The following is a 15,851-nucleotide window of genomic DNA, read 5'->3' on the forward strand; positions in this document are numbered from 1 at the left end:
TTTGTGACGGCGGCCCCAAGCCTGCTATAAGGGGTTGAATGGCCAAGCAAGGAACCAATTCCGAGGATTATGCCGGCCCGCTGAAGCGTCTGCTTCTGGCGGTGCTGCTGTTGTGCCTCGTGGGCCTTTTCATCTTCTGGCGCATCGACAGCCCGCGGGTCGAGCGCTTTCGGGCGCAGATCGTCGATGCGGTGATCCCCGGGTTCGACTGGGCCATGGCGCCGGTGACCGGCGCTGTGGGCATCCTGCGCGATTTCCAGAGCTATCAGCGCATCTACGACCAGAACCAGGAGCTGCGGCGCGAGCTGCGGCAGATGACCGCCTGGAAAGAGGCGGCGCTGCAACTGGAGCAGGAAAATGCCCGGTTGCGCGATCTCAACAACGTGCGGCTCGATCCGCGCCTGACCTATATCACCGGCGTGGTGCTGGCCGACAGCGGCTCGCCCTTTCGGCAGTCGGTACTGATCAACGTGGGCTCGCGCGACGGCATCGTCGATGGCTGGGCCACCATGGATGGGATCGGGCTGGTGGGGCGGATCTCGGGCGTCGGGCCCAATACCTCCCGCGTGATCCTGCTGACCGATGCCACCAGCCGCATTCCGGCGATCATCCAGCCCTCCGGGCAGCGCGCGATGGTCACCGGCGACAATTCCGCCGCGCCGCCCATCGACTTTCTCGAAGACGCCGATCAGGTACGTCCCGGCGACCGTATCGTGACCTCCGGCGACGGCGAGGTGTTCCCGCCGGGCCTGCTCATCGGGCAGGTGGCTGAGGATCCGGGCGGGCGTCTGCGGGTGCGGCTGGCCGCCGACTACGAGCGGCTGGAATTCCTCCGCGTGCTGCGTGATCACGGCGCGCGCCGGGTGAGCGCGCCTTCGGCGTTGATCCTGCCGGAGATCGCGCCGGGCAGCGACAGTGCCGGCGTGGCGGAGCAGCCCGATGGCTGAGGCCCGCCCCGCGCGCATCTGGATCATGCGCGGCACCTTTGTCGGGCTTTCGCTGCTGGTGATGTTCTACCACCTGCTGCCGCTCGACATGATGCCGCCGCGCTATGCCGGGCCCGACCTGCTGGTCGCGCTGTGTTTTGCCTGGGCGCTGCGGCGGCCCGATTACGTGCCGGCGCTCTCCGTCGCTGGGGTGATGCTGCTGGCCGATATCCTGTTCCAGCGCCCGCCGGGGCTCTGGGCGGCGCTGGTGCTGCTGGCTACAGAGTTCCTGAAATCGCGCGACCGGCGCGACCGCGAGTCGACCTTTGCGATGGAGTGGATTGCCGTCGCCACGGTGCTGCTGGCGATCACGATTGCGTACCGGCTGGTGCTGGGCCTCTTGATCGTGCCCTCGGGAACGTCTTTCCTTGCGCTCATGCGATATGCGGTGACCGTGCTGTGCTACCCGCTGGTGGTCATCGTCTCGCAATATCTGCTCGGGGTCCGCCGCATGGCGCCGGGCGATTTCGATCATGCCGGGAGAAGCCTGTGAGACGCACGCCCCGCGACAGCGCCGAGAGCAACCGCAAGATCACCCGCCGCGGGCTGATGCTGGGGGGCGCGCAGCTTGCCTTTGGCGGCGCGCTGGCGCTGCGTATGCGCTATATGCAGGTCGATCAGGCCGACGAGTTCCGCCTTCTGGCGGAGGAAAACCGTGTCAATATTCACCTCATCCCGCCCTCGCGCGGGCGCATCTTCGACCGCGAGGGGCGGGTCATCGCCGAGAACGAGCAGACCTATCGCATCACCATGCGGCGCGAGGATGCCGGCGATGTGGAGGATGTGATCGGGCGGCTCTCGGCGCTGGTCGAGCTCGACCGCGACGAGGTGGAGCGCGCGCTCGAGGAGATGCGCACCTCGCCGCCCTTCCTTCAGGTGACGGTCGCCGACCGGGTGAGCTGGGAGGCGATCAGCCGTGTCGCCGTTAACGCGCCGGCGCTGCCCGGCGTGACACCCGAGGTCGGGCTCAGCCGGGTCTATCCGCAGCACGAGACCTTTGCCCATGTGGTGGGCTATGTCGGCCCGGTCTCGGAGCGCGATCTGGAACGCTACGAGGATCCCGAGCCGGTGCTGCGCATCCCGCGCTTCCAGATCGGCAAAGTCGGGATCGAGTCGAAATTCGAGGACCGGCTGCGCGGTTCCGCCGGTGCCAAGCGGGTCGAGGTCAACGCCGTGGGCCGTGTCATGCGCGAGCTCGATCGCCGCGAGGGCGAGGCCGGCGCCGATCTCCAGCTCACGCTGGACAGCGCGCTTCAGGACTACATCAAGGCGCGGCTGGGCGAGGAGAGCGCCAGCGCCGTGGTGATGGATCTGGAGCATGGCGACATCCTCGCCATCGCCTCGGCGCCGTCCTACGACCCCAACAAGTTCGTCCGTGGCATCTCGGTGAAGGATTACGGCGAGCTGCGCGACAACAATCACCGCCCGCTGGCCTCCAAGACCGTGCAGGACGCCTATCCGCCCGGCTCGACCTTCAAGATCGTCACCGCGCTGGCGGCGCTCGATGCGGGGCTCATCACCCCCGACGAGACGGTCTATTGCCCCGGCTACATGGAGGTGGGCTCGCGCCGCTTTCATTGCTGGAAACGGGCGGGGCACGGCCATGTGAACCTGGAAAACAGCCTGCGCGACAGCTGCGACGTCTATTACTACGATCTGGCGCTCAAGGTCGGCATCGAGAACATCGCCGCCATGGGACGCAAGCTCGGGCTGGGCGCCGCGCCCGAGGTGCCTATGTCGGCGGTCACCGCAGGGCTGATGCCCGATAAGGACTGGAAGCGGCGCGAGCGCGGCGCGGAATGGCTGATCGGCGACACGGTGAACGCCTCGATCGGGCAGGGGTTCGTGCTGACCTCGCCCTTGCAGCAGGCGATCATGGTGGCCCGCGTCGCCACGGGGCGGGCGGTGACGCCGCGCCTCGTGCGCAGCGTCAACGGTATCGCGGCGCCCTCGGGCGGCGGCGAGGCGCTCGATCTCTCGCCCAGCCACCTGCGCTATATCCGCAAGGCGATGTTCGCGGTTTCCAACAGCCGGCGCGGCACCGCCTATCGCTCGCGCATCATCGCCGACAATATGCGCATGGCCGGCAAGACCGGCACCAGCCAGGTGCTGAACCGGGTGGTGCGCAACCAGGACGTGCCCTGGGAAGAACGCGACCACGCGCTGTTCGTCAATTTCGCGCCCTATGATGCGCCGCGCATCGCGGTATCCGTTGTGGTCGAGCACGGCGGCGGCGGCTCGTCTGTCGCCGCGCCCATCGCCCGCGATATCACGCTTCAGGCGCTTTACGGAGGCGATCCGCCTCTCGACGCCTATCCCACCGCCGACCGTGGCCGCATCAAGTCCCAGCAGGAGCGGCTCGAACGCGAACGTCAGGAACGCGCGGCCGAGCTGGGGAGACGCGCGTGAGCTATCTCGAATACACGGTCAAGACGGTCCCGTCGGGCTGGCGCAAGATCCTCTATCTCAACTGGCCGCTGGTGATCCTGCTCAGCGCCGTGGCCGGCGTCGGCTTCCTGATGCTGTATTCGGTGGCCGGTGGCTCGCTGAACCCCTGGGCCGAACCGCAGATGAAGCGCTATGCGCTCGGGCTCGCGGCGATGTTCGTGGTAGCGATGGTGCCGATCTGGCTCTGGCGCAACCTTTCGGCGCTGATCTATCTGGCGGCGCTGCTGATGCTGGTGGCGGTGGAGCTTTTCGGGTCGGTGGGCATGGGCGCACAGCGCTGGATCGATATCGGCTTCATGCGGCTCCAGCCTTCAGAGGTGATGAAGATCGCCCTCGTCATGGCGCTGGCCGCCTATTACGACTGGCTGCCGATGAAACGCGTGTCGCGGCCGATCTGGGTGCTGGCGCCCCTGATACTGATCCTGCTGCCGACCTTTCTGGTGCTGACCCAGCCCGATCTCGGCACCGCCATCCTGCTGATGACGGCGGGTGGGCTGATGATGTTTCTCGCAGGCGTGCACTGGGCCTATTTCGCTGTCGTGATCGCCGCTGGTGTGGGCGCGGTCTATACCGTGTTCCTGTCTCGCGGCACCGACTGGCAGCTGCTCAAGGAATACCAGTTCAAGCGGATCGACACCTTTCTCGATCCCTCCACAGATCCTCTGGGTGCGGGTTATCACATCACTCAGGCCAAGATCGCCATGGGCTCCGGCGGCTGGACCGGGCGCGGCTTCATGCAGGGCACGCAATCGCGGCTGAACTTCCTGCCCGAGAAACATACCGACTTCATCTTCAACACGCTCGCCGAAGAGTTCGGCTTTGTCGGCGGCGTCTCGCTGCTGGCGCTCTACGTGCTGATCCTGGTGTTCTGCATCGTCGCCGCCATGCAGAACCGCGACCGCTATTCCTCGCTGCTGATCTTGGGCGTCGGGCTGACCTTCTTCCTCTTCTTCGCGGTGAACATGTCGATGGTGATGGGGCTGGCGCCGGTGGTCGGCGTGCCGCTGCCGCTGGTCAGCTATGGCGGCTCGGCGATGCTGGTGCTGATGATCGCCTTCGGCCTGGTCCAGAGCGCACAGATCCACAGGGCACGCTGATGATCGAGATCCTTTTTTCCGCCGGCCCAGAGAGCTGGGCCGAATACGGGGCGCCGCTGCGCGAGGCACTGGACGGGCACGGGCTGTCCTATCGGCTGAGCTGCGAGGCGCCGCCAGAGAGCGTCGATTACATCGTCTACGCGCCGAGTTCCGGGCTCAAGGATTTCACGCCCTACACGCGGCTTAAGGCGGTGCTGAGCCTCTGGGCCGGGGTCGAGACCATCACCGGCAACGAGACGCTGCGCGTGCCGCTGGCGCGCATGGTCGACGAAGAGGGGCTGACCACCGGCATGATGGAATATGTCGCGGGCCATGTGCTGCGCCACCATCTCGGGATGGATGCCTATATCGTCAATCCATCGCATGAGTGGGCGCCGGTCGTGCCGCCGCTGGCGCCGGAACGCCCGGTCTCCGTGCTGGGGCTCGGCGCGCTGGGCAGCGCCTGTGCAAAGACGCTGGCTGGGTTGGGCTTTCCGGTCACCGGCTGGTCGCGCAGCCCCAAGGATGTGGCGGGCGTCACCTGCCTGCATGGCGAGGAGGGGCTGGAAACGGCGCTGGCACGCGCGCAGATTCTCGTGCTGCTGCTGCCGAACACGCCCGCGACGCAGAACATCCTGAACGCCGAGACGCTGGCGCGGCTGCCGCGCGGTGCCGCCATCGTCAATCCCGGTCGCGGGCCGTTGATCGACGATGCGGCGCTGATCGCGGCGCTGGACAGCGGCCAGGTGGGGCATGCGACGCTGGACGTGTTCCGCACCGAGCCTTTGCCCGCCGAGCACCCGTTCTGGGCGCATCCCGGCGTGACGGTCACGCCGCATATCGCCGCCGAGACCCGCGTGTCGAGCGCCGCCCGCGTTGTCGCCGAGAACATCCGCCGCGGCGAGGCGGGCGCGCCGCTGCTGCATCTGGTGGATCGCGACGCCGGGTATTGAGGCTAAGGCGGAACGCTAGCTGGGCCCGGGGATCGAGACCCAGCTCAGATCTCCAGCGCCTCGACCGGCGTGATCGCCTCGCGCGACAGCGCCTCGCCGACGGCGGCATTGGTCAGCCGGCCCGCATGCACGTTCAGCCCGGCCAGAAGATGCGGATCCTCGGCGCAGGCCTTGCGCCAGCCCTTGTCCGCCAGCGCCAGCACGAAGGGCAGGGTGGCATTGCCGAGCGCGATGGTCGAGCTGCGCGGCACGGCGCCGGGCATGTTGGCGACGCAGTAATGCTGGATGCCGTCCACCTCATAGACCGGATCGTCATGGGTTGTGGCGCGCGAGGTCTCGAAGCAGCCGCCCTGGTCGATGGCCACATCCACGAGCACCGCGCCGGGCTTCATATCCGCCAGCATCGCGCGCGTGACCAGCTTGGGCGCCGCCGCGCCGGGGATCAGCACCGCGCCAATCACCATATCCGCCTGCGCCAGCAGCTCGTTCAGCGCGCCTTCGGTCGAGTAGCGGTTGCGGAACACGCCGCCAAACACGTCGTCGAGATAGCGCAGGCGCGGCAGCGCGCGGTCGAGCACGGTCACATCGGCGCCCATCCCGGCGGCGATGCGCGCCGCATGGGTGCCGACATTGCCGCCGCCGATCACGAGCACATTGGCCGGCCCTACGCCGGGCACGCCGCCCATCAGCACGCCGCGCCCGCCATTGGGCTTTTGCAGCGCCCAGGCGCCCATCTGCGGTGCCAGCCGGCCGGCGACCTCCGACATCGGCGCCAGCAGCGGCAGCCCGCCCTGCGCGTCGGTCACCGTCTCATAGGCGATGCAGGTGGCGCCCGAGGCCAGCAGGTCGTCGGTCTGCTCGGGATCGGGGGCGAGATGCAGATAGGTGAAGAGCAACTGATCCGCGCGCAGCATGGCGCGCTCGGCGGGCTGCGGCTCCTTCACTTTCACGATCATGTCGCTCTCGGCGAAGACCTCTGCCGCGCCGGGTGCCAGTCGGGCGCCGGCGGCGAGATAGGCGGCATCGTCAAAGCCCGCGCCCAGCCCGGCGCCGCTCTGCACCAGAACCTCGTGGCCATGCGCCACAGCCTCGCGCACGGCATTGGGCGTCAGCCCGACACGGTGTTCCTGCGGTTTGACTTCGGTGGGGCATCCGATCTTCATTTGCGACTCCTCCCGTCTGCGTTCTTCGGAATTTTGCCAAGCGTCGCTTGCAATTTCCCAGCGGATTTGATGCGTTGATCTGCGCGCCGTTCGCAAAATCTTCGACAATTTTCCCAATCCTTGAAAGAAACCGCCATGGAGCTTGACGATCTCGACCGCCGCATCCTGCGGGTGCTCCAGAAACAGGGGCGGATCTCCAATGCCGAGCTGTCCGAGCAGGTGCATCTGTCGCCCTCCGCCTGCCACCGCCGGGTGCAGCGGCTCGAGACCGAGGGCTATATCCGCGGCTATGTGGCGCTGCTCGACGCGCGCAAGATGAACATGCCGACCACGGTCTTTGTCGAGATCACCCTCAGCGCCCAGGCCGACGAGGTGCTGGAGGCGTTCGAAAAGGCGGTGGCGCGGGTGCCGGATGTGCTGGAATGCCACTTGATGGCGGGCAGCGCCGATTACATCCTGAAGGTGGTGGCGGAGGATACCGAGGATTTCGCGCGCATCCACCGCCAATACCTGACCCGCCTGCCGGGTGTGGCGCAGATGCAGTCGAGCTTTGCCCTGCGCACCGTCTTCAAGACCACCGCCCTGCCGGTCTGAGCGCGGTTGCGCCATGCAAAAATCTCTGGGATATCAAGTATCAGGCAATTGAACCCCCGGTTGCCGGCGCAGGAGGAGGAGGGGCCATGTCCTGGGATCACGTCATTATCGGCGCGGGCAGCGCGGGTTGTGTGTTGGCCAAGCGGCTGTCGGAGGCCGGGCGGCGCGTGCTGCTGCTGGAGGCGGGTGGGCGCGACACCTACCATTGGATCCACATCCCGATGGGTTATCTCTACTGCATCGGCAACCCGCGCACCGACTGGTGCTACCGCACCGCCGAAGAGCCGGGGCTGAACGGGCGCTCGCTGCTCTATCCGCGCGGCAAGGTGCTGGGCGGCTGCTCCTCGATCAACGGCATGCTCTACCTGCGCGGCCAGGCGGCGGATTACGACGGCTGGCGCCAGATGGGGCTGCCCGGCTGGGGCTGGGACGATGTGCTGCCCTATTTCCGCAAATCCGAGGATTACGTCGAGGGTGCCAGCGAGATGCATGGCGCCGGCGGCGAATGGCGGGTGGAGAACCAGCGGCTGCACTGGCAGGTGCTGGATGACTGGATGGAGGCCGCGTATGAGGCGGGGCTGCCGAAGGTCGGTGATTTCAATACCGGCGACAATGAAGGCGTCGGCTATTTCCGCGTGAACCAGCGCAATGGCTGGCGGATGAACACCGCCAAGGCCTTCCTGCGCACCACCGAGAGCGACACGTTGCGGGTCGAGACCCATGCGCATGTCACGGGGCTGCTCTGGGAGGGCCGCAAGGTCGTCGGTGTGGCCTATGAGCAGGGCGGGCAGGCGCGCGAGGCGCGCTGCGGCGGCGATGTGATCCTGTCGGCGGGGGCGGTGAACTCGCCGCATCTGTTGCAGCTTGCAGGGGTCGGCCCGGCGGATCTGCTGCGCGGGCACGGGATCGAGGTGAAGCACGAGGCGCCGGGCGTGGGTGGCAACCTTCAGGACCATTTGCAACTGCGCTGCGCCTGGAAGCTCACCGGGGCGAAGACACTGAACACGCTGGCCAATTCGCTCTGGGGCAAGGCGGCGATCGGGCTGGAATATCTGGCGCGCCGCGCCGGGCCGATGTCGATGGCGCCCTCGCAGCTCGGGGCTTTCGCGAAATCGCGGCCCGATCTGGCGACGCCGGATCTGGAATACCACGTCCAGCCGCTGTCGCTCGACGCGTTCGGCGAACCGCTGCACAGCTTCCCGGCGGTGACCGCCAGCGTCTGCAACCTGAGGCCCGAGAGCCGGGGCAGGGTGACGCTGGCCTCCTCCGATCCGAAGGCGCCGCCGGTGATCGCGCCGAATTACCTCGCGACCGAGGGGGACCGGCGCGTGGCGGTGGACAGCATCCGCCTGACCCGTCGCATCGTCTCGCAGGGCTCGATGGCGAAATACGCCCCCGAAGAGATCAAGCCGGGGCTGACTTATGAGAGCGACGCGGATCTGGTGCGGGCGGCGGGGGAGGTCGGCACGACGATCTTCCACCCGGTGGGCACGGTGTGCATGGGTGCGGGCGATGAGGCCCCGCTCGATGCGGAGTGCCGGATGAAGGGGATCGGCGGGCTGCGGGTGGTGGATGCCAGCGTGATGCCGGCGATCACCAGCGGCAACACCAACGCGCCGACGATCATGATCGCCGAGAAGGCGGCGGATATGATCCTGCGGGGGTAATGGCGAAGCGGCGTTGCGAGCAAGGCCTGCGCGGAACAAGCCGAAGGCGCCGCGCATCGCCTGCCCGTCCCGGCGGGCTGGCGATTTGGTTCCGCCCGCGCGAAGTGTCGAGGCCTTTCGGATTTGGCCGGGATAAATCGAGAGGTTCAGATGGGGCATCGCCACCCCACGGGCAGGCGATGCGCGGCTCATGGCGCGCTGAGCCCTCAGTCCTGTTTCGGCGCGTCGTCGTACTGGCCCGAGAGGATGCGCTGGGCGTTGCCCTCGGGGTCGTCATATTGCTTGGTGCGCACGGTGATGACGAAGAACAGCAGGCCCATGCCGCCGAGGAACAGCGAGATCGGGATCAGGTAGAGAAGGATATTCATCGGATCACCTCAGCCGCAGCGCGTTCAGCGACACTGTAATCGACGAGGCGGACATGGCCAATGCGGCGATCAGTGGCGAACACAATCCCGCGATGGCCAGCGGAACGGCGATGACATTGTACCAGGTGGCGATGCCGAAATTCTCGCGGATGCGTCTGGTGGCGCGGGTGGCGGTGGCGATCGCGTCGGGGACCGGGGCCAGAGAATTGCCGAGCAGCACGATATCGGAGGCGACCCGGGCGGCGTCGAGCGCCGAGGCGGGGGAGATCGAGACATGCGCGCCGGCCAGTGCTGCTGTGTCGTTGAGCCCGTCACCCACCATCAGCACCTTGCGGCCCTCGTCGGAGAGCGCCCTGACGCGCGCCGCCTTGTCCTGCGGCAGCGCCTCGGCAATCCAGTGCGGGATGCCCAGCCGGCTGGCGAGCGTTTCCACCGCGCGGGTGGTGTCGCCAGACATCAGGATGACGCGGTGACCGGCTTCGATCAGCCCGCGCACCGCCTCTTCGGCGCCGTCGCGCAGGCTGTCGGTGAAGGTGAAGACCTGTGCCGGCCCGTCGCCCACGCGCAGCCAGGCGGAGGTCACGTCGGACTGCCCGCCGCCGACCCAGGCGGCGCGCCCGAGCCGCACCTGCTGGCCGCGCCAGAGGCCCCGGGTGCCGTGGCCGGGCACCTCTGCGATATCGCTCAGCGTGGCGGGGGCGATGCCGGCCTCGCGCAGGGCTGTCGTCAGCGAGGCCGAGAGCGGATGCGCGGAGCCCGCGGCCAATGCCAGGGCGATTTCCAGATCGTTGCGGGTGAAATCGCCGATATTGGTGACCTGCGGCGCGCCGGCGGTGAGCGTGCCGGTCTTGTCGAAGACCACCGTATCGACCTCGGAGAGCCGCTCCAGCGCGGTGCCGTCCTTGATCAGCAGGCCCTTCTTGAAGAGCCTGCCCGAGGCGGCGGTGGTCACCGCCGGCACGGCCAGCCCCAGCGCGCAGGGGCAGGTGATGATCAGCACGGCGGCGGCGATGTTGAGCGCCACGCGGAAATCCTGCGTGTAGAGGAACCAGCCGATGAACGCCAAGGCGGAGAGGATATGCACGCCCGGCGCGTAGAGCTTGGCCGCCTTGTCGGCGAGCGGCGTATAGTTGGCGCGGCCCGATTCCGCCACGGCCACCAGATCGGCCATGCGGTGCAGCGAGGTCTCGCGCCCCACCGCCGTGGCGCGCACCACCAGCGGACCGGTGAGGTTGACCTCGCCGGCGCTCACGCTTGTGCCGGGGGCGGCATAGACGGGCAGGGTTTCGCCGGTGAGCAGCGAGCGGTCGAGCTCCGACTGGCCTTCGGTGATCTCTCCGTCCACCGGCATCCGCCCGCCCGGGCGCACGCGCAGCAGATCGCCCACCGCCAGATCGGCGACGGAGACCTGTTCCTCGCCGTCCTGAGTGACCCGCCAGGCGCGGGGCACTTCCAGCGCCGCCAGCTCCTCGGCGGCGGAGCGCGCGATGGAGCGGGTGCGGTGGTCGAGATAACGGCCTGTCAGCAGGAAGAAGGTGAGCGCGATGGCGGCGTCGAAATAGGCGTGCTCGCCGGAAAGCGAGGTCTCCCAGAGCGAGGTGACCACCGCGAGCAGGATCGCCAGCGAGATCGGCACGTCCATGTTCAGGCGCCCGGCCTTCAGCGCGCCCCAGGCGTTGCGGAAAAAGATCTGCCCGGAAAAGGCGATGGTCGGCAGGGTGATCGCCGCCGAGATCCAGTGGAACATGTCGCGGGTCGGCCCCTCGGCGCCGGACCAGACCGAGATCGACAGCAGCATGACGTTCATCATGGCAAAGCCCGCGACCGCCAGCCGCATCAGCAGATCGCGCCCCGCCTTGTCGGTCTGCGTGGCCGAGAGCGCGCCGGTGTCGAGCTCATGCGCCTCATAGCCGGCACCGGCGACCACGGGGATGAGATCATCGGCGCTAAGGCCGGGATCGGCCTCGATACTGACCCGCTTCATCGTCAGATTGACCCGGGCGCTGTGCACCCCCGGCACCGCGCTCAGCGCCGTCTCCACCGCGCGCATGCAGTTGGCGCAGTGGATCGTCGGCAGCGACAGCACCACATGCGCATCCGACGGCGCCTGCGCGGCGGCGAGCGCCTCGGCGGCCGGGGCGGCGGAGCAGGCGGGGCAGGCCGAGGCCGGCGGGCGCATCGCGGCGGTCATGGGCTTATTCCTTGACGTAGAGTTCCAGGCGCTGCTCGAAGCGGGTGCCGTCGAAGGCCTCGGCGCTCAGCCATACATTCCAGTAGCCGGGCGCCAGATGATCCTCGGCCACATAGGCGCGCCCGTCGAAGGTGAAATCCGGCGTGCGGTCGTCCTTGACGTTGGTGGTGCGCCCGATCTTGGCGGAGAGCGTTTTCGGCTGCACCGGATAGCCCTTCTCGTCGGTGATGGCGAGCACCACATGGCCCTCGTCATGGCTGGTCTTGACCGTCCAGCCGAGCGCCTCCTGCGCCTCGCGGCGGGCGTCGAACGTCTGGCTCGCGACATAGGAGTTGTCGACCTCGAGCCCGGGGAAGGTGGCGACGGCATTATAGGCCAGCGCGATATTCACCCCGATGATGACGCCGAAGGCGCCCACGAAGATCGCCAGTACGTGCCAACCGGTAAGCCTGCGTTCCTTGGTCATCAGTTGTCCCGTCCGTTAAAGACCGTATCGTTTTCCGCCCGCGTGCCATTGGTCAGATCCTCGACCCAGAGGCTGAAGGCGGTGCGCTCGTCCTGCGCCTCCTCGGTGCCGTTGGGCGCGGTGACATAGACTCGCTGAAGGTAGGTCTCGTTGGCGGGCACGTCGACGGTGGTGTCGTCCTCGCCCTCGAGCGACAGGGTCAGGTTGTCATTGCCGGTGAGCGTCAGCTCGAAGGGCCGCGCCTCGCCGTGCTTGTTGAGCAGGCGCACATCGTAGGTGTTGCGCACCGAGCCGTCGGAGAGCACCACGAAGGTCGGGTTGCGCACCGGGGCGACGGTCATCTCGATCTCGGGGCGCAGGAAGAGCGCAAAGACCAGACCGATGCCCACCAGCGACCACAGCGCGGTGTAGAGGATGACGCGCGGGCGGAAGACGTGCTTCCAGACCGCGCGCGGCGTATGGCCCTCGCGCTCGCGGGTTTCGTCGGAGAGCGCCAGATAGTCGATGAGCCCGCGCGGCTTGCCGATCTTTGCCATGACGTCGTCGCAGGCGTCGATACAGAGCGCACAGGTGATGCAGGCCAGTTGCTGGCCGTCGCGGATATCGATTCCCATGGGGCAGACATTGACGCAGGCGCGGCAGTCGATGCAATCGCCGAGGTTCTCGGCGCCGGCGCCCTTGCGGTGCTTGCCGCGCGGCTCGCCGCGCCAGTCGCGATAGCCGACGGTGAGCGTGTCCTCATCCATCATTGCCGCCTGAATGCGCGGCCAGGGGCAGGCATAGATGCAGATCTGCTCACGGGCGAAGCCGCCGAAGGCGAATGTGGTGCCGGCGAGGATCAGCATGGTGGTATAGGCGACCGGGTGAGCGTTGCCGGTGACCAGATCGACCGCGAGCGTGGGCGCGTCGGTGAAATAGAACACCCAGGCGCCGCCGGTGGCCAGCGCGATCAGGAACCAGGCCACCCATTTGGTGACGCGCAGCCGGGCCTTGCGGAAATCCCATTTCTTCTGCCGGTGCAGGCGCAGCCGGGCGTTGCGGTCGCCCTCGATCCAGCGCTCGACCAGAATGAAGAGATCCGTCCAGACGGTCTGCGGACAGGCATATCCGCACCAGACCCGTCCCAGCGCCGAGGTGAAGAGGAAAAGCCCGAGCCCCGCCATCACCAGCAGACCCGCGACAAAGTAGAACTCGTGCGGCCAGATCTCGATCATGAAGAAGAAGAAGCGTCGCCCGGCGAGATCGAGCAGCACCGCCTGATCGGGCAGTTCCGGGCCGCGATCCCAGCGCAGCCAAGGCGTGACATAGTAGATGCCCAGCATCACCGCCATCAGCACCCATTTGAGATTGCGGAACTTTCCGCTCACGCGCCGGGGAAAGATCGGCTCGCGTGATTCGTAAAGGGAGGGGGCGGGAGTCTCGGTATCAGCCACGGGGAATCGCTCCGGTGTCAGGTTGCCTGGTTGCGGTCCTTTTCGCGCCGCCGCGCGGCTGCAACATTGACCTGCATCAATCATTATATCTCGGATGAAGCTTTTGCAGCCTCGCGACGCAGCCACGTTACGAAGTGACGCAGGGGCGGACGGGCGACCCCGGGGCGGGTGACGAGCCAGTAGCCTTTCTTGCGCCGGTCCTCAAAGAGGATGCGCAGCCGCCCGGCGGCAAGATCGGGCTCGGCAAAGAGCCGGGCGGTGATCGCCACGCCCTGACCCTGCCGCGCCGCTTCGAGCATCAGGTTGCCGGGCAGGGCTGTGAGGCCGAGGCTGCGGTCATGCTCGACGCCGTTCTCGGCCAGCCAGTCCGTCGCCTCGTTGGTGCCGAGCTCCTGCAACCACGGGAAGGGGCGCAGGTCGTCAGGGGTCTCGATCTTGCGGTCGCCGACCAGCGAGGTGGCGGCGACCACGGCGATGGGCGAGCTGACCAGCAGGTGGCTTTCCAGCCCCGGCCACTCGCCATTGCCGTAACGGATCGCCACATCGAGCCCGCCCGGCTCCAGCGTGCGGACAGCGGCGGAGGGGTCGATGGTCAGGCTGATCTCGGGGTGATGCGCGCGAAAGCCCGGCAGGCGCGGCATCAGCCATGTGGCGGCAAAGCCGGGCGTGGCCGAGATCTCCAGCGGGCGGTCGGTATCGCGCCCGGTCAGCTCCTGCGTCGCGACGAGGATCGCGCCGAAGCCTTCGGCCAGCGCGGTGGCGAGCCGCTCGCCCTCATGGGTGAGGCGCATCTTGCGGCTGCTGCGGTCGAGCAGCGACACGCCGAGATGGGTTTCGAGATTGCGGATCTGCTGGCTGATCGCGGCGTGAGAGACATTCAGCGCGCTGCCCGCCTCGGAAACCGAGCCGGTGTCGGCATAGGCGGCAAAGGCGCGCAGGGCGGAGAGCGGCGGCAGGCTGGACCAGTCCATGTTACCTCAGCTTACATGTCGGCATTATTCCTGACTCGCCTGAAATGGCCCGATGGTCAATATTCATTACAGGAACACGAACAGGATGGAGAGAAACGATGCTTGGTATCTACGCTCAGACTTTCATGACGGCGACGCGGATGGAACCCGGAGAGCGCCGCTGGACCCCGCCCGCGCAAGGGGCGATCGACGATCCGCGCGCCAAACCGCGCCGCGGCTGGCTGCGCCGCTGAGGGGAGTGGCCCGGGCTTGAAGGGCTCACGTTTTGGTGTGGCGGGGTGGGGCTGCCTTGATCTGCCGCAAAGCCGCGCCCTAAGCTCGCGCATCCCTCGAAAGGCCGCTCCGCGAGGAGCAATAAAAAACGCCGGTGCCCCTGGAAACGCGCGAACAGGATGGGGCACCGGCGCCGGCCTTCGGGCCTTGCGGCCCGAAGGTGTTCTGTGAGGGGCTCACTCTTCCGAAGCTTCGCCCCCGCCGAGACCGTGGACATAGGTCACCACGGCACGGATTTCCGCCTCGCTCAGCTCTGCGCCACCCATCGGGGGCATGACGCCGAAGCGCGCATTGGTCACGGTCTCGTGGATCGTGTCGTAGTCGCCGCCATAGAGCCAGATCGCGTCGGTCAGATCCGGCGCGCCCTGCCAGCGGTCGCCGGTGCCGTCTTCCATGTGGCAGGAGGCGCAGTTGATGTCGAACACCTCTGCACCGGCCTCGACCAGCTCCGGCTCGGGCGGGGTTTCGCCCGAGAGCGTCATGACGAAGTTCGCCACCTGCGCGATCTCTTCCTCGCTCAGCAGCTCGTCGCGGCCGAAGGCGGGCATCTCGCTATAGCGCGCGTCCGGGTCGTCCTCGTTCCGGATGCCGTGCGACACGGTGTAGTGGATGTCCTCCATGGTGCCGCCCCAGAGCCAGTCGTCGTCCAGCAGGTTGGGGTAGCCGGTGGCCCCCGCAGCGCCCGAGCCGTGGCATTGCGCGCACCAGGTGCGGAACACGGCGGCGCCGGCATTCAGCGCGTAGGTATTGAGCTCCGGATCGCTGGTGATCGAGGTCAGCTCGACCGAGGCGAGCTGCTCGTTGATCGGCGCCAGCTCGGCCTCGTGGTCCTGGATGGCCTGCTCCACGTTGCCGCGGGTCGACCAGCCGAGCAGGCCGGCAGTTGCGGTGCGCACGCCGGGCCAGGCCGGGTAGGCGATGGAATAGCCGATGCCCCAGACGATGCAGGCGTAGAAGATCATCAGCCACCATTTCGGCAGCGGCTTGTTGTATTCCTGAATGCCGTCCCAGGAATGGCCCGTCGTCTCGTAGTCGAGATCGTCTTGCTTTTTGTTGTCACTCATGTCCCGTCTCCTCAATCCTGGGCGGGTTTGTCTTCGTGCCGGAACGGAATGTTGGCGACGTCCGAGTGCGTCTTGCGGCTGCCCGGGCGGAAGGCCCAGACAATCACGCCGACGAAGAAGACGAACATGGCCAGCAGACCCCAGCTGTCTGCGAAATGCCGGAGGGCGTTATAGGTTTCGTGTCCCATTCAGTCCTCC

The 15,851-nt window shown here is 67.3% G+C and carries 16 protein-coding genes; 8 read left to right on the top strand and 8 right to left on the bottom strand.

Annotation, left to right across the window (positions count from 1 at the left end; translation table 11 throughout):
• Window positions 1-38: 38 nt before the first annotated feature.
• From mreC to I6N89_RS17990, 5 genes are read left to right on the top strand one after another with little or no spacing between them, the layout of a single operon-like run.
• Window positions 39-947, top strand: coding sequence for a rod shape-determining protein MreC (gene mreC / locus I6N89_RS17970; RefSeq protein WP_207019897.1), 909 nt, complete (start codon window positions 39-41; stop codon window positions 945-947).
• Window positions 940-1,479, top strand: coding sequence for a rod shape-determining protein MreD (locus I6N89_RS17975; protein ID WP_207019898.1), 540 nt, complete (start codon window positions 940-942; stop codon window positions 1,477-1,479). The genes mreC and I6N89_RS17975 overlap by 8 nt, the downstream gene beginning before the upstream one ends.
• Window positions 1,476-3,395, top strand: coding sequence for a penicillin-binding protein 2 (gene mrdA / locus I6N89_RS17980; protein ID WP_207019899.1), 1,920 nt, complete (start codon window positions 1,476-1,478; stop codon window positions 3,393-3,395). Before I6N89_RS17975 ends, mrdA begins: the two co-directional genes overlap by 4 nt.
• A complete protein-coding gene (gene rodA / locus I6N89_RS17985; RefSeq protein ID WP_207019900.1) occupies window positions 3,392-4,531 on the top strand; it encodes a rod shape-determining protein RodA in 1,140 nt (379 codons plus the stop codon). Before mrdA ends, rodA begins: the two co-directional genes overlap by 4 nt.
• Window positions 4,531-5,463, top strand: coding sequence for a 2-hydroxyacid dehydrogenase (locus tag I6N89_RS17990; protein ID WP_207019901.1), 933 nt, complete (start codon window positions 4,531-4,533; stop codon window positions 5,461-5,463). Before rodA ends, I6N89_RS17990 begins: the two co-directional genes overlap by 1 nt.
• Window positions 5,464-5,507: 44 nt before the next feature.
• On the opposite strand, the gene ald is transcribed toward I6N89_RS17990, so the two are convergent.
• Window positions 5,508-6,626 carry an alanine dehydrogenase gene (gene ald, locus I6N89_RS17995; RefSeq protein WP_207019902.1) on the bottom strand — a complete coding sequence of 373 codons (1,119 nt, stop codon included), beginning with the start codon at window positions 6,624-6,626 and terminating at the stop codon, window positions 5,508-5,510.
• Window positions 6,627-6,761: 135 nt separating this feature from the next.
• On the opposite strand from ald, the gene I6N89_RS18000 reads away from it, so the two are divergent.
• Together I6N89_RS18000 and I6N89_RS18005 are read left to right on the top strand one after the other, a co-directional pair.
• Window positions 6,762-7,220, top strand: a complete 459-nt coding sequence (locus tag I6N89_RS18000; RefSeq protein WP_207019903.1) for an Lrp/AsnC family transcriptional regulator — start codon at window positions 6,762-6,764, stop codon at window positions 7,218-7,220.
• 86 nt (window positions 7,221-7,306) lie between these two features.
• The gene (locus tag I6N89_RS18005; RefSeq protein ID WP_207019904.1) at window positions 7,307-8,887 is read left to right on the top strand and encodes a GMC family oxidoreductase; all 1,581 of its coding nucleotides are present in this window, start codon (window positions 7,307-7,309) and stop codon (window positions 8,885-8,887) included.
• A gap of 206 nt (window positions 8,888-9,093) precedes the next feature.
• Here I6N89_RS18005 and ccoS read toward each other — a convergent pair whose 3' ends face one another.
• The 5 genes from ccoS to I6N89_RS18030 form a co-directional block, all read right to left on the bottom strand.
• On the bottom strand, window positions 9,094-9,255 hold the full coding sequence (gene ccoS / locus I6N89_RS18010) for a cbb3-type cytochrome oxidase assembly protein CcoS (RefSeq protein ID WP_076701937.1): 162 nt from the start codon (window positions 9,253-9,255) through the stop codon (window positions 9,094-9,096).
• A gap of 4 nt (window positions 9,256-9,259) precedes the next feature.
• A complete protein-coding gene (locus I6N89_RS18015) occupies window positions 9,260-11,446 on the bottom strand; it encodes a heavy metal translocating P-type ATPase (protein ID WP_207019905.1) in 2,187 nt (728 codons plus the stop codon).
• A gap of 4 nt (window positions 11,447-11,450) precedes the next feature.
• A complete protein-coding gene (locus I6N89_RS18020; protein ID WP_207019906.1) occupies window positions 11,451-11,912 on the bottom strand; it encodes a FixH family protein in 462 nt (153 codons plus the stop codon).
• A complete protein-coding gene (ccoG, locus tag I6N89_RS18025) occupies window positions 11,912-13,345 on the bottom strand; it encodes a cytochrome c oxidase accessory protein CcoG (RefSeq protein WP_328805898.1) in 1,434 nt (477 codons plus the stop codon). Before ccoG ends, I6N89_RS18020 begins: the two co-directional genes overlap by 1 nt.
• 83 nt (window positions 13,346-13,428) lie before the next feature.
• A complete protein-coding gene (locus I6N89_RS18030) occupies window positions 13,429-14,316 on the bottom strand; it encodes a LysR substrate-binding domain-containing protein (RefSeq protein ID WP_207019908.1) in 888 nt (295 codons plus the stop codon).
• A 98-nt stretch (window positions 14,317-14,414) separates the two neighbouring features.
• Here I6N89_RS18030 and I6N89_RS25700 point away from each other — a divergent pair, with 98 nt between their 5' ends.
• Window positions 14,415-14,549 carry a hypothetical protein gene (locus tag I6N89_RS25700; RefSeq protein WP_257787896.1) on the top strand — a complete coding sequence of 45 codons (135 nt, stop codon included), beginning with the start codon at window positions 14,415-14,417 and terminating at the stop codon, window positions 14,547-14,549.
• Between the two features lie 216 nt (window positions 14,550-14,765).
• Here the strand turns inward: I6N89_RS25700 and ccoP are convergent, their stop codons facing one another.
• On the bottom strand, window positions 14,766-15,653 hold the full coding sequence (ccoP, locus tag I6N89_RS18035; protein WP_207019909.1) for a cytochrome-c oxidase, cbb3-type subunit III: 888 nt from the start codon (window positions 15,651-15,653) through the stop codon (window positions 14,766-14,768).
• An 11-nt stretch (window positions 15,654-15,664) separates the two neighbouring features.
• Entirely contained in the window at window positions 15,665-15,841 is a 177-nt protein-coding gene (locus I6N89_RS18040; RefSeq protein ID WP_076701963.1) for a cbb3-type cytochrome c oxidase subunit 3, read from the bottom strand.
• Between the last annotated feature and the right edge of the window lie 10 nt (window positions 15,842-15,851).

The sequence above is a fragment of the Salipiger abyssi genome, from assembly GCF_017311415.1.
GTDB classification, from domain to species: domain Bacteria; phylum Pseudomonadota; class Alphaproteobacteria; order Rhodobacterales; family Rhodobacteraceae; genus Salipiger; species Salipiger abyssi_A.

Excerpts from the sequence above, each read along its gene's own strand:
- I6N89_RS18040 (WP_076701963.1), bottom strand. The coding sequence starts at position 15,841 with ATGGGACACGAAACCTATAACGCCCTCCGGCATTTCGCAGACAGCTGG.
- ccoS (WP_076701937.1), bottom strand. The coding sequence starts at position 9,255 with ATGAATATCCTTCTCTACCTGATCCCGATCTCGCTGTTCCTCGGCGGC.
- ald (WP_207019902.1), bottom strand. The coding sequence starts at position 6,626 with ATGAAGATCGGATGCCCCACCGAAGTCAAACCGCAGGAACACCGTGTC.
- I6N89_RS18005 (WP_207019904.1), top strand. The coding sequence starts at position 7,307 with ATGTCCTGGGATCACGTCATTATCGGCGCGGGCAGCGCGGGTTGTGTG.
- I6N89_RS18020 (WP_207019906.1), bottom strand. The coding sequence starts at position 11,912 with ATGACCAAGGAACGCAGGCTTACCGGTTGGCACGTACTGGCGATCTTC.
- I6N89_RS18000 (WP_207019903.1), top strand. The coding sequence starts at position 6,762 with ATGGAGCTTGACGATCTCGACCGCCGCATCCTGCGGGTGCTCCAGAAA.
- I6N89_RS25700 (WP_257787896.1), top strand. The coding sequence starts at position 14,415 with ATGCTTGGTATCTACGCTCAGACTTTCATGACGGCGACGCGGATGGAA.
- ccoP (WP_207019909.1), bottom strand. The coding sequence starts at position 15,653 with ATGAGTGACAACAAAAAGCAAGACGATCTCGACTACGAGACGACGGGC.
- I6N89_RS17990 (WP_207019901.1), top strand. The coding sequence starts at position 4,531 with ATGATCGAGATCCTTTTTTCCGCCGGCCCAGAGAGCTGGGCCGAATAC.
- I6N89_RS17975 (WP_207019898.1), top strand. The coding sequence starts at position 940 with ATGGCTGAGGCCCGCCCCGCGCGCATCTGGATCATGCGCGGCACCTTT.
- mreC (WP_207019897.1), top strand. The coding sequence starts at position 39 with ATGGCCAAGCAAGGAACCAATTCCGAGGATTATGCCGGCCCGCTGAAG.
- I6N89_RS18015 (WP_207019905.1), bottom strand. The coding sequence starts at position 11,446 with ATGACCGCCGCGATGCGCCCGCCGGCCTCGGCCTGCCCCGCCTGCTCC.
- I6N89_RS18030 (WP_207019908.1), bottom strand. The coding sequence starts at position 14,316 with ATGGACTGGTCCAGCCTGCCGCCGCTCTCCGCCCTGCGCGCCTTTGCC.